The following is a 12283-nucleotide window of genomic DNA, read 5'->3' on the forward strand; positions in this document are numbered from 1 at the left end:
TTCCGCAGCAGAAGCCAAGGAAATGGGCTTCTGGGCTTTCCACGTCGATACCCTCGGCTGGTCGGTCGCGCTGGGTCTGATCTTCGTTCTTCTTTTCCGCATGGCGGCAAAGAAAGCGACTTCGGGTCAGCCAGGTGCTTTGCAGAACTTCGTTGAAGTATTGGTCGAATTCGTCGATGGCAGCGTGAAAGACAGCTTCCATGGCCGTAGCCCGGTGATCGCACCGCTGGCACTGACCATCTTCGTCTGGGTGTTCCTGATGAACGCCGTCGACCTGGTACCGGTCGACTGGATTCCTCAGCTGGCCATCCTGATCTCCGGCGACCACCACATCCCGTTCCGCGCCGTGTCGACCACCGACCCGAACGCGACCTTGGGTATGGCGTTCTCGGTTTTCGCACTGATCATTTTCTATAGCATCAAGGTCAAGGGCCTCGGCGGCTTCATCGGCGAACTGACCCTGCACCCGTTCGGCAGCAAGAACATCTTCGTTCAAGCCCTGCTGATCCCGGTGAACTTCCTGCTGGAATTCGTGACCCTGATCGCCAAGCCGATCTCCCTGGCTCTGCGTCTGTTCGGCAACATGTATGCCGGCGAGCTGGTGTTCATTCTGATCGCTGTGATGTTCGGCAGCGGCCTGCTCTGGCTGAGTGGCCTGGGCGTTGTTCTGCAGTGGGCGTGGGCTGTGTTCCACATCCTGATCATCACCCTGCAGGCGTTCATCTTCATGATGCTGACCATCGTTTACCTGTCGATGGCGCACGAAGAAAACCATTAAGAGCAGCCTCGGCTGATCTGATGTCCCTCCCGGTCAAACGGGAGGGGGCTCTTAACCGGGCCTCTGAAACGATTTGTTTTACCGCTTTAATCTAAAAAACCTAAACCATACGACGTAAAAGTCGGGAGGAAAGATGGAAACTGTAGTTGGTCTAACCGCTATCGCTGTTGCACTGTTGATCGGCCTGGGCGCACTGGGTACCGCAATTGGTTTCGGCCTGCTGGGCGGCAAGTTCCTGGAAGGCGCAGCGCGTCAGCCAGAAATGGTCCCAATGCTGCAAGTTAAAATGTTCATCGTTGCCGGTCTGCTCGACGCCGTAACCATGATCGGTGTTGGTATCGCTCTGTTCTTCACCTTTGCGAACCCGTTCGTTGGTCAGATCGCTGGCTAATTACCCGGATTCTTCCGAGTAATTTGATGTGATGGACAACGTAACTGCGAGGTGTTGGCGTGAACATTAATGCGACCCTGATTGGCCAGTCCGTTGCGTTCCTGATTTTTGTACTGTTCTGCATGAAGTTCGTATGGCCTCCGGTCATCGCAGCTCTGCACGAACGTCAAAAGAAGATCGCTGATGGTCTGGACGCTGCCAGCCGTGCAGCTCGCGACCTGGAGTTGGCCCAAGAAAAAGCGGGTCAGCAACTGCGCGAAGCGAAAGCTCAGGCAGCTGAAATCATCGAGCAAGCCAAGAAACGCGGTAACCAGATTGTCGAAGAGGCCGTTGAAAAGGCCCGTGTCGACGCTGACCGTGTGAAGGTTCAGGCTCAAGCCGAGATCGAACAGGAACTGAACAGTGTCAAAGACAAGCTGCGCGCCCAAGTGGGCTTGCTGGCTGTCGGCGGCGCCGAGAAGATCCTGGGTGCCACAATCGATCAAAACGCGCACGCAGAGCTGGTTAACCAACTGGCTGCTGAAATCTAAGCGAGGGCGATCATGGCAGAACTGACCACGTTGGCCCGACCTTACGCTAAGGCGGCCTTCGAGCACGCTCAGGCCCACCAGCAACTGGCCAATTGGTCAGCCATGCTCGGCCTGGCTGCAGCGGTGTCGCAAGACGACACCATGCAGCGCGTGCTCAAGGCCCCGCGACTGACGAGCGCAGAAAAGGCCGCCACGTTCATTGACGTGTGCGGCGACAAGTTTGATGCCAAGGCACAGAACTTCATCAATGTCGTTGCCGAAAACGACCGTCTCCCGCTTCTGCCGGAGATTGCCGCTCTTTTCGACCTGTACAAGGCCGAACAAGAGAAGTCGGTAGACGTTGAAGTGACCAGTGCTTTTGCATTGAACCAAGAACAGCAAGACAAACTCGCCAAGGTTCTCAGTGCACGACTCAACCGGGAAGTGCGCCTGCAAGTTGCGGAGGATGCTGCCCTTATAGGTGGTGTCGTTATCCGCGCCGGCGACCTGGTTATCGATGGCTCGATTCGCGGAAAAATCGCGAAACTTGCCGAAGCATTGAAATCTTGAGTTTGAAGGGGCAGCAGAGCAATGCAGCAACTCAATCCTTCCGAAATAAGTGAAATTATCAAGGGCCGCATCGACAAGCTCGATGTGACCTCCCAAGCCCGTAACGAAGGCACTGTCGTCAGCGTATCTGACGGTATCGTGCGGATTCACGGTCTGGCCGACGTCATGTACGGCGAGATGATCGAGTTTCCGGGCGGCGTCTACGGTATGGCCCTCAACCTGGAGCAAGACTCCGTAGGTGCCGTTGTACTGGGCGCTTACCAGTCTCTGGCTGAAGGCATGAGCGCCAAGTGCACCGGCCGCATCCTCGAAGTTCCGGTTGGTAAGGAACTGCTGGGTCGCGTAGTCGACGCACTGGGTAACCCTGTTGACGGCAAAGGTCCACTGGGCAACACCTTGACCGACGCGGTCGAGAAAGTTGCTCCGGGCGTGATCTGGCGTAAGTCGGTAGACCAGCCTGTACAGACTGGCTACAAGGCTGTCGATGCCATGATCCCTGTCGGCCGTGGCCAGCGTGAGCTGATCATCGGTGACCGTCAGATCGGTAAAACCGCTCTGGCGATCGACGCGATCATCAACCAGAAAGACAGCGGCATTTTCTGCGTCTACGTAGCCATCGGTCAGAAACAATCGACCATCGCCAACGTGGTTCGCAAGCTGGAAGAAAACGGCGCCCTGGCCAACACGATCATCGTGGCTGCCAGTGCTTCGGAATCTCCTGCGCTGCAATTCCTGGCACCGTACTCCGGTTGCACCATGGGTGAATTCTTCCGCGACCGCGGTGAAGACGCGCTGATCGTTTATGACGATCTGTCCAAGCAAGCAGTGGCTTACCGCCAGATTTCCCTGCTGCTGCGCCGTCCACCAGGCCGTGAAGCTTACCCAGGCGACGTGTTCTATCTCCACTCCCGTCTGCTGGAGCGCGCATCCCGCGTTTCGGAAGAATACGTAGAGAAGTTCACCAACGGCGCAGTGACCGGCAAAACCGGTTCCCTGACCGCACTGCCGATCATCGAAACCCAGGCTGGCGACGTTTCCGCGTTCGTTCCGACCAACGTGATTTCCATCACCGACGGTCAGATCTTCCTGGAATCGGCCATGTTCAACTCGGGCATCCGCCCTGCAGTGAACGCCGGTGTTTCGGTATCCCGTGTGGGTGGTGCCGCTCAGACCAAGATCATCAAGAAGCTGTCCGGTGGTATCCGTACCGCTCTGGCTCAGTACCGTGAACTGGCGGCATTCGCCCAGTTCGCTTCTGACCTGGACGAAGCGACCCGCAAGCAACTTGAGCATGGTCAGCGCGTTACCGAGCTGATGAAGCAGAAGCAATACGCACCAATGTCGATCGCTGACATGGCGCTGTCGCTGTATGCCGCTGAGCGTGGGTTCCTGACTGACGTTGAAATCGCCAAGATCGGCAGCTTCGAACAAGCGCTGATTGCTTTCTTCAACCGCGATCACGCCGATTTGATGGCGAAGATCAACGTTAAAGGTGACTTCAATGACGAAATCGACGCTGGCATGAAAGCCGGTATCGAGAAGTTCAAGGCCACCCAAACCTGGTAAGCCGCAGCGGGAGCCGCGAGGCTCCCGCTTGCTAACCTGATAGGTGTTACATGGCAGGCGCAAAAGAGATTCGCAGTAAGATTGCGAGCATCAAAAGCACGCAAAAGATTACCAGCGCCATGGAAAAAGTGGCGGTCAGCAAAATGCGCAAGGCACAAATGCGCATGGCTGCTAGCCGTCCTTATGCGGAACGTATCCGCCAGGTAATTGGGCATCTGGCCAACGCCAACCCGGAATACCGCCACCCGTTCATGATCGACCGCGCCATCAAGCGTGTCGGTTATGTCGTTGTGAGCAGTGACCGTGGTTTGTGCGGCGGCTTGAACACCAACCTGTTCAAGGCCCTGGTCAAGGACATGGCGGTAAACCGCGAAAACGGCGTCGAGATTGATCTGTGTGTCGTTGGTAGCAAGGGTGCGGCCTTTTTCCGCAACTTCGGCGGTAACGTCGTTGCAGCTATCAGCCACCTGGGTGAAGAGCCGTCGATCAATGATCTGATCGGCAGCGTCAAGGTGATGCTGGATGCCTACCTGGACGGCCGTATTGACCGCCTGTCCGTGGTATCCAACAAGTTCATCAACACCATGACGCAGCAGCCTACCGTGGAGCAGTTGATTCCACTGGTGGCTACCCCGGATCAGGATCTCAAGCACCACTGGGACTATCTCTACGAACCGGATGCCAAAGAGCTGCTTGACGGCTTGATGGTCCGCTACGTTGAGTCGCAGGTCTACCAGGCGGTGGTCGAGAACAACGCGGCTGAACAAGCTGCGCGGATGATCGCGATGAAGAACGCTACCGACAACGCCGGTGATTTGATCAGCGATTTGCAGCTGATCTACAACAAGGCGCGTCAGGCTGCGATCACCCAAGAGATCTCGGAAATCGTCGGCGGCGCTGCCGCGGTTTAACGGTTCAAATATTCAGAGGATCCAGCTATGAGTAGCGGACGTATCGTTCAAATCATCGGCGCCGTTATCGACGTGGAATTTCCACGCGACAGCGTACCGAGCATCTACAACGCGCTGACTGTACAAAGCGCGGCCGCAACCACTCTGGAAGTTCAGCAGCAGCTGGGCGACGGCGTGGTTCGCACCATTGCGATGGGTTCCACCGAGGGCTTGAAGCGCGGTCTGGAAGTTACCGACTCTGGCGCAGCCATCTCCGTACCGGTCGGTAAAGCGACCCTGGGCCGGATCATGGACGTCCTCGGCAACCCGATCGACGAAGCTGGCCCGATCGACACCGAAGAGCGTTGGGGCATTCACCGTCCAGCGCCTTCGTTCGCTGAGCAAGCAGGCGGCAACGACCTGCTGGAAACCGGCATCAAGGTTATCGACCTGGTTTGCCCGTTCGCCAAAGGCGGTAAAGTCGGTCTGTTCGGTGGTGCCGGTGTAGGCAAAACCGTAAACATGATGGAACTGATCCGTAACATCGCCATTGAGCACAGCGGTTATTCCGTGTTCGCCGGTGTGGGTGAGCGTACTCGTGAGGGTAACGACTTCTACCACGAGATGAAGGACTCCAACGTTCTGGACAAAGTGGCACTGGTTTACGGTCAGATGAACGAGCCGCCGGGAAACCGTCTGCGCGTAGCTCTGACCGGCCTGACCATGGCCGAGAAGTTCCGTGACGAAGGTAACGACGTTCTGCTGTTCGTCGACAACATCTATCGTTACACCCTGGCCGGTACCGAAGTATCCGCACTGCTGGGCCGTATGCCTTCGGCAGTAGGTTACCAGCCGACCCTGGCTGAAGAGATGGGCGTTCTGCAAGAACGTATCACTTCGACCAAGGAAGGTTCGATCACCTCGATCCAAGCGGTATACGTACCTGCGGACGACTTGACCGACCCGTCGCCAGCGACCACCTTCGCCCACTTGGACGCCACCGTCGTTCTGTCCCGTGACATCGCTTCCTTGGGTATCTACCCAGCGGTAGATCCACTGGATTCGACTTCGCGCCAGCTGGACCCGAACGTAATCGGCCAGGACCACTACGACACCGCTCGCGGCGTTCAGTACGTTCTGCAACGTTACAAAGAGCTGAAGGACATCATCGCGATCCTGGGTATGGACGAGCTGTCGGAAGCCGACAAGCAGTTGGTAAACCGTGCTCGTAAGATCCAGCGCTTCTTGTCGCAGCCGTTCTTCGTGGCTGAAGTCTTCACCGGTGCATCGGGTAAATACGTTTCCCTGAAAGACACCATTGCTGGCTTCAAAGGCATCCTCAACGGTGACTACGACCACCTGCCAGAACAAGCGTTCTACATGGTTGGCGGCATCGAAGAAGCGATCGAGAAAGCCAAGAAACTGTAATCCCGGCGCCCGGCAACGGGCGCTAATTTAGGTTGAGGCAATCAGATGGCTATGACAGTCCATTGCGATATCGTCAGCGCGGAAGGGGAAATCTTTTCCGGCCTGGTCGAGATGGTGATTGCGCACGGTGCACTGGGTGATCTTGGTATCGCTCTGGGTCACGCGCCGCTGATCACTAATCTGAAGCCAGGTCCGATCCGCCTGATCAAGCAAGGCGGGGAAGCCGAGGTGTTCTACATCTCCGGTGGTTTCCTCGAGGTTCAGCCGAACATGGTCAAGGTGCTTGCCGATACCGTGCAACGTGCCGCCGACCTGGATGAAGCTCAGGCTCAAGCAGCTCTCAAGGCTGCCGAGGCTGCTCTGCACGAGAAGAGCGCAGATTTCGATTACGGAGCTGCGTCCGCACGTCTGGCCGAGGCTGCAGCTCAGCTGCGCACCGTCCAGCAGATCCGCAAGAAGTTTGGCGGTTAATCCGTCAGCCGCTTGTTGTGCGATTGATAAAAAAGGGTAGCCTCGGCTACCCTTTTTTCTTTTCCGAATTCCCAGAACCCGGTCGCAGTTGCTGACCACCCAGGATTGGTAGCCAGTCATGTCTCTCGAAATCGTTATCCTCGCGGCCGGTCAAGGCACCCGCATGCGTTCGGCGCTGCCGAAGGTGCTGCACCCGATTGCCGGCAACTCCATGCTGGGGCATGTTATCCACAGCGCCCGGCAACTCGATCCACAGCGCATCCATGTGGTCATCGGCCATGGTGCCGATGTGGTCCGTGAGCGTCTGGCCGCCGACGATCTGAATTTTGTCCTGCAGGACAAGCAACTGGGTACCGGTCATGCCACCGCGCAGGCGGTGCCGTTCATCAGCGCGGATACCGTGCTTATTCTGTACGGTGACGTGCCGCTGATCGAAGTCGAAACCCTGCAACGTCTGCTCAAGCACGTCGTGCCTGGACAGATGGGCTTGCTCACCGTCGAACTGGATGACCCGACCGGTTACGGCCGTATCTTGCGGGACGCCGACGGCAAGGTGGCGGCCATCGTTGAGCACAAGGATGCCAGCGAAGCGCAGCGCGCGATCACTGAAGGCAACACCGGCATCCTCGCCGTGCCGGCCAACCGTCTGGCCGACTGGATGAGTCGACTGTCGAACAACAATGCCCAGGGCGAGTATTACCTGACCGACGTGATCGAAATGGCGGTCAGCGATGGTCTGGTCGTGGCCACCGAACAACCGCACGACCCGATGGAAGTGCAGGGCGCCAACGACCGCAGGCAACTGGCCGAGCTGGAGCGTCATTACCAGTTGCGCGCTGGCCGTCGGTTGATGGCCCAAGGCGTGACGCTGCGCGACCCGGCGCGCTTTGATGTGCGTGGCGAAGTGACCGTCGGTCGCGACGTGCTGATCGACATCAACGTGATCCTCGAAGGCAACGTTGTCATCGAAGACGATGTGGTGATCGGCCCGAACTGCGTGATCAAGGACAGCACCCTGCGCAAAGGCGTGGTGATCAAGGCCAATAGTCATATCGAAGGTGCTGTTTTGGGCGAGGGCAGTGATGCCGGACCGTTTGCACGTCTGCGTCCAGGCACTGTGCTCGAAGCGCGCGCGCATGTGGGTAACTTTGTCGAACTGAAAAATGCCCACATGGGCGAGGGCGCCAAGGCCGGTCACCTGACCTATCTGGGTGATGCCGACATCGGTGCACGCACCAACATCGGCGCCGGCACCATCACCTGCAATTACGACGGCGCCAACAAGTGGAAAACCGTGTTGGGTGCCGATGTGTTCATCGGCTCCAATAACTCGTTGGTCGCGCCTGTGGATATCTCTGACGGTGCAACCACTGCTGCCGGTTCGACGATTACCCAAAATGTGGATAACGCGCAGTTGGCGGTGGGTCGTGCTCGCCAGAGGAACATCGACGGCTGGAAGCGGCCGGAGAAGATCAAGAAAAGCTGAGTTATACACAGGCCGTTCGAGTGCCATCGCGGGCAAGCCCGCTCCCACAGGATTCGTGTTGAAGGACAGATCTTCAAACACAGCGAATCCAGGTGGGAGCGGGCTTGCCCGCAATGCTTTTATCCACAGAATATTTATTGAGTGCCCGCTTGACGATTCAGGGCCGATAGGTTTTGATTGCTTCCGTTATCTTTCGAATCGAAACTTATATCGCCATGTCGAAACGCAACACGCCCCAGCGCCGTCACAACATCCTCGCCTTGCTCAACGAGCAGGGCGAAGTCAGTGTGGACGAATTGGCCAAGCGCTTCGAAACCTCAGAAGTTACGATTCGCAAGGATCTGGCCGCACTGGAGAGCCACGGCTTGTTGCTTCGTCGTTATGGCGGGGCGATCACCATGCCGCAAGAGCTGGTGGCAGAAACTGCCCAGAGCGTTTCCAAATACAAACAGGCGATTGCCCGGGCGGCGGTCAAGCGCATTCGCGAACACGCACGCATCATCATCGACAGCGGCAGTACCACCGCCGCGATGATCCCCGAACTCGGCCAGCAGCCGGGTCTGGTGGTCATGACCAATTCCCTCCACGTTGCCAACGCCTTGAGTGAACTCGAGCACGAGCCGGTGCTGTTGATGACCGGCGGCACTTGGGATCCGCATTCGGAGTCCTTTCAGGGCCAGGTCGCCGAGCAGGTACTACGCTCTTACGACTTCGACCAGTTGTTCATCGGCGCCGACGGTATTGATCTGGTACGCGGCACGACGACCTTCAATGAACTGCTGGGGCTGAGCCGGGTAATGGCGGAAGTGGCGCGGGAAGTCATCGTGATGGTCGAGGCCGACAAGATCGGCCGCAAGATCCCCAATCTGGAGCTGCCCTGGAGCAGCGTCCATACCCTAATTACCGATGATCGCCTGCCTAACGATGCACGCGATCAGATTCAGGCCCGCGGTATCACCGTGATTTGCGCGGCTGTCAGTCAGGAGAAATAAGCATGTGTGGAATTGTCGGCGCAGTTGCTGAACGTAATATCACCGCCATCCTGCTCGAAGGTCTCAAGCGCCTCGAATACCGCGGCTATGACAGCGCCGGTGTGGCGGTGTACACCAATGACGCAAGCCTTGAGCGGATGCGCCGTCCGGGCAAAGTCAGCGAGCTTGAAACCGCACTGGCCGAGCATCCGCTGGTCGGTCGCCTCGGCATCGCCCACACCCGCTGGGCCACCCACGGTGCGCCCTGCGAACGTAACGCTCACCCACATTTCTCCGGCGATATCGCGGTGGTGCACAACGGCATCATCGAGAACCATGAAGCCCTGCGTGAACAACTCAAAGCGCTGGGTTATGTATTCACCTCGGACACTGACACCGAAGTCATCGCGCATTTGCTCAGCCACAAACTCAAAGATCAACCGGACCTGACCGTCGCGCTCAAAGCCACGGTCAAGGAACTGCACGGCGCTTATGGTCTGGCGGTGATCAATGCACAACAACCGGATCGTCTGGTCGCTGCGCGCAGTGGCAGCCCGTTGGTGATCGGCCTGGGACTGGGTGAGAACTTCCTCGCCTCCGATCAACTGGCGCTGCGTCAGGTCACCGACCGTTTCATGTACCTGGAAGAAGGCGATATCGCCGAAATTCGCCGCGATAACGTGCAGATCTGGGATGTAAACGGTACTGCCGTCGAGCGCCAGACCGTGCAGTACAGCGACGGTGCCGAGGCCGCCGACAAGGGTGAGTTCCGCCACTACATGCTCAAGGAAATCCACGAGCAACCGACGGTGGTTCAGCGCACGCTCGAAGGTCGCCTGAGCCATGATCAAGTGCTGGTACAGGCCTTTGGCCCGCAAGCCGCCGAGCTGTTCGCCAAAGTGCGCAACGTGCAGATTGTGGCCTGCGGCACCAGCTACCACGCCGGTATGGTTGCCCGTTACTGGCTCGAAGAACTGGCCGGGATTCCGTGCCAGGTCGAAGTTGCCAGCGAATTCCGTTACCGCAAAGTGGTGGTGCAGCCTAACACCCTGTTCGTCACTATCTCGCAGTCCGGCGAAACCGCCGACACCCTGGCCGCGCTGCGTAATGCCAAGGAGCTGGGGTTCCTCGCCAGCCTGGCGATCTGCAACGTCGGCATCAGTTCGCTGGTGCGTGAATCCGACCTGACTCTGCTGACCCAGGCCGGCCGCGAAATCGGCGTGGCCTCGACCAAAGCCTTCACCACGCAACTGGTCGGTCTGTTGCTGCTGACCCTGTCGCTGGGTCAGGTGCGTGGCACCCTGGCCAAGGGCGTTGAAGCCCGTCTGGTGGAAGAACTGCGTCGCCTGCCTACCCGCCTGGGTGAAGCACTGGCGATGGACAGCACGGTGGAAAAAATCGCCGAACTGTTCGCCGAGAAGAACCACACCCTGTTCCTCGGCCGTGGCGCGCAATTCCCGGTGGCGATGGAAGGTGCGCTGAAACTCAAGGAAATCTCCTACATTCACGCCGAAGCCTATCCGGCCGGTGAACTGAAACACGGCCCGCTGGCGCTGGTGGATAACGACATGCCGGTGGTCACCGTGGCGCCGAACAACGAACTGCTGGAGAAGCTCAAATCCAACCTGCAGGAAGTCCGTGCCCGTGGCGGCGAACTGATCGTGTTCGCCGACGAGAAGGCCGGGATGACCAACGGCGAAGGCACCCACGTGGTGCAGATGCCGCACATCCACGACATCCTTTCGCCGATTCTCTACACCATCCCTCTGCAATTGCTGTCGTACTACGTCGCCGTGCTCAAAGGGACGGACGTCGACCAGCCGCGTAACCTGGCGAAGTCGGTGACCGTGGAATAAGTTATCCACAGTTGAGATAGCGGAAAAATTCGCAGCCTGCGACAGCTCCTACAAGGTATTGGCGTTCACCCTGTAGGTACTGCCGCAGGCTGTGATCGTTTGATTTTCAAGCGAGAGTCGACCCATGGATCGTTTCCAGGAAATGCACACCTTCGCCACCGTTGCGCAAGAGCAAGGCTTCTCGGCGGCGGCACGGCGTCTTGGACTGTCGGCCGCCAGCATCACGCGCGCAGTCGCGGCACTGGAACAACGGATCGGTACGCAATTGCTGGTTCGCACGACGCGCACAGTCCATCTCACTGAAGCCGGTCAGCGTTACCTGGAAGACTGCCGCAGGATTCTCGCCGAGGTGCAGGAGGCCGAGGATTCCGCCGCCGGCAGCCACGCCGAGCCCCGTGGCCAGCTGACAGTGACGGCGCCGGTGTTGTTCGGCGAGTTGTTTGTCACACCAGTGATGGCCGGGTATCTGGCGCAGTATCCGGATGTTTCGATCAATGCCTTGCTGCTCGACCGGGTGGTGAACATGGTCGAGGAGGGGATTGATGTGGCGGTGCGCATCGGTGAGCTGCCGGACAGCAATCAGCATGCGATTCGGGTGGGTGAGGTGCGCCGGGTGGTGTGCGGCTCGCCGCAATTTCTCGCCGAACATGGCCGTCCCCGACATCCCCAGGCGCTGGCAGGTTTACCGGTGGTGGCGACGTCCGCCACTGGTCAGACGCGCAGTTGGCCGTTTCTTGAACGCGGTGAGTCGCTGGTTGTGCGTCCGGAGCCGCGTCTGGTGGTCACCGCCAATCAGGCCGCGATCGCCGCAGCATGTCTGGGGCTGGGGTTGACCCGGGTGCTGTCCTATCAAGTGGCGAGCAAGGTGGCCGCAGGTGAGCTGGAAATTGTCCTCGCCGAATTCGAATTGCCGCCATTACCGATCCACGTGGTCTACCAAGGCGGGCGCAAGGCCCCCGCGCGCATACGCAGTTTCGTCGACTTCGCGGTCAACGCCCTGCGCGAACACCCGGCACTATTGCGCCTGCTGAAATAATTGATTGCATTTGCTGGTTATTCTGTAGTTTTACCGATAGGTGGAAGATGACTCCCATCGGCGCTGTCATTCCCGTAACGGCGCCACTGTCCAGCGGAGTCGACCATGCAAGCGATCAAACTCTATAACTTCCCCCGTTCCGGCCACGCCCACCGGGTCGAATTGATGTTGTCCCTGTTGCAACTGCCTACTGAGCTGATCCTCGTCGATCTGGCGAAAGGTGAGCACAAACAGGCGCCCTACCTGGCCATCAACAGTTTCGGCCAGGTGCCGGCGATTGATGACAACGGCGTGGTACTGGCCGATTCCAACGCGATTCTGGTGTATCTGG

At 58.4% G+C, this 12283-nt stretch carries 13 protein-coding genes; all 13 read left to right on the top strand.

Going from position 1 to position 12283, the window contains the following annotated elements:
• The coding region (gene atpB, locus DBR24_RS04855; protein WP_128614072.1) for a F0F1 ATP synthase subunit A at nucleotides 1-778 on the top strand (778 nt) is incomplete at its 5' end.
• 133 nt (nucleotides 779-911) lie between these two features.
• Nucleotides 912-1169 (top strand): F0F1 ATP synthase subunit C, encoded by a 258-nt coding sequence (gene atpE, locus DBR24_RS04860; protein ID WP_003097235.1) that lies wholly within the window; start codon nucleotides 912-914, stop codon nucleotides 1167-1169.
• A 59-nt stretch (nucleotides 1170-1228) separates the two neighbouring features.
• Complete coding sequence (locus DBR24_RS04865; protein ID WP_007954149.1) at nucleotides 1229-1699, top strand: F0F1 ATP synthase subunit B; 471 nt, start codon at nucleotides 1229-1231, stop codon at nucleotides 1697-1699.
• A 12-nt stretch (nucleotides 1700-1711) separates the two neighbouring features.
• Entirely contained in the window at nucleotides 1712-2248 is a 537-nt protein-coding gene (locus DBR24_RS04870; RefSeq protein WP_007911956.1) for a F0F1 ATP synthase subunit delta, read from the top strand.
• A gap of 21 nt (nucleotides 2249-2269) precedes the next feature.
• Nucleotides 2270-3814, top strand: coding sequence for a F0F1 ATP synthase subunit alpha (gene atpA / locus DBR24_RS04875; protein WP_123470091.1), 1545 nt, complete (start codon nucleotides 2270-2272; stop codon nucleotides 3812-3814).
• Between the two features lie 50 nt (nucleotides 3815-3864).
• Nucleotides 3865-4725 (top strand): F0F1 ATP synthase subunit gamma, encoded by an 861-nt coding sequence (atpG, locus tag DBR24_RS04880; protein ID WP_008084419.1) that lies wholly within the window; start codon nucleotides 3865-3867, stop codon nucleotides 4723-4725.
• A 27-nt stretch (nucleotides 4726-4752) separates the two neighbouring features.
• A complete protein-coding gene (gene atpD, locus DBR24_RS04885) occupies nucleotides 4753-6132 on the top strand; it encodes a F0F1 ATP synthase subunit beta (RefSeq protein WP_025112247.1) in 1380 nt (459 codons plus the stop codon).
• Nucleotides 6133-6177: 45 nt separating this feature from the next.
• The gene (locus tag DBR24_RS04890; protein ID WP_007954164.1) at nucleotides 6178-6603 is read left to right on the top strand and encodes a F0F1 ATP synthase subunit epsilon; all 426 of its coding nucleotides are present in this window, start codon (nucleotides 6178-6180) and stop codon (nucleotides 6601-6603) included.
• Between the two features lie 118 nt (nucleotides 6604-6721).
• Nucleotides 6722-8089, top strand: coding sequence for a bifunctional UDP-N-acetylglucosamine diphosphorylase/glucosamine-1-phosphate N-acetyltransferase GlmU (gene glmU / locus DBR24_RS04895; RefSeq protein WP_128614073.1), 1368 nt, complete (start codon nucleotides 6722-6724; stop codon nucleotides 8087-8089).
• A 215-nt stretch (nucleotides 8090-8304) separates the two neighbouring features.
• The gene (locus DBR24_RS04900) at nucleotides 8305-9081 is read left to right on the top strand and encodes a DeoR/GlpR family DNA-binding transcription regulator (RefSeq protein ID WP_123470087.1); all 777 of its coding nucleotides are present in this window, start codon (nucleotides 8305-8307) and stop codon (nucleotides 9079-9081) included.
• 2 nt (nucleotides 9082-9083) lie between these two features.
• On the top strand, nucleotides 9084-10916 hold the full coding sequence (gene glmS, locus DBR24_RS04905) for a glutamine--fructose-6-phosphate transaminase (isomerizing) (protein ID WP_123470086.1): 1833 nt from the start codon (nucleotides 9084-9086) through the stop codon (nucleotides 10914-10916).
• Nucleotides 10917-11040: 124 nt separating this feature from the next.
• Nucleotides 11041-11952: a LysR family transcriptional regulator gene (locus DBR24_RS04910; RefSeq protein WP_123470073.1), complete on the top strand. Its 912-nt coding sequence runs from the start codon at nucleotides 11041-11043 to the stop codon at nucleotides 11950-11952.
• A gap of 105 nt (nucleotides 11953-12057) precedes the next feature.
• Nucleotides 12058-12283: glutathione S-transferase N-terminal domain-containing protein (locus DBR24_RS04915; protein ID WP_177490443.1), on the top strand; the 226-nt coding region annotated here is incomplete at its 3' end.

The sequence above is a fragment of the Pseudomonas sp. HMWF006 genome, from assembly GCF_003061205.1.
Classification (GTDB): Bacteria; Pseudomonadota; Gammaproteobacteria; order Pseudomonadales; family Pseudomonadaceae; genus Aquipseudomonas; species Aquipseudomonas monsensis.

Bases quoted from the DNA above. Each gene is read 5' to 3' on its own strand.
- atpE (WP_003097235.1), top strand. From the start codon at position 912: ATGGAAACTGTAGTTGGTCTAACCGCTATCGCTGTTGCACTGTTGATC.
- DBR24_RS04870 (WP_007911956.1), top strand. From the start codon at position 1,712: ATGGCAGAACTGACCACGTTGGCCCGACCTTACGCTAAGGCGGCCTTC.
- atpA (WP_123470091.1), top strand. From the start codon at position 2,270: ATGCAGCAACTCAATCCTTCCGAAATAAGTGAAATTATCAAGGGCCGC.
- atpG (WP_008084419.1), top strand. From the start codon at position 3,865: ATGGCAGGCGCAAAAGAGATTCGCAGTAAGATTGCGAGCATCAAAAGC.
- atpD (WP_025112247.1), top strand. From the start codon at position 4,753: ATGAGTAGCGGACGTATCGTTCAAATCATCGGCGCCGTTATCGACGTG.
- DBR24_RS04890 (WP_007954164.1), top strand. From the start codon at position 6,178: ATGGCTATGACAGTCCATTGCGATATCGTCAGCGCGGAAGGGGAAATC.
- glmU (WP_128614073.1), top strand. From the start codon at position 6,722: ATGTCTCTCGAAATCGTTATCCTCGCGGCCGGTCAAGGCACCCGCATG.
- DBR24_RS04900 (WP_123470087.1), top strand. From the start codon at position 8,305: ATGTCGAAACGCAACACGCCCCAGCGCCGTCACAACATCCTCGCCTTG.
- glmS (WP_123470086.1), top strand. From the start codon at position 9,084: ATGTGTGGAATTGTCGGCGCAGTTGCTGAACGTAATATCACCGCCATC.
- DBR24_RS04910 (WP_123470073.1), top strand. From the start codon at position 11,041: ATGGATCGTTTCCAGGAAATGCACACCTTCGCCACCGTTGCGCAAGAG.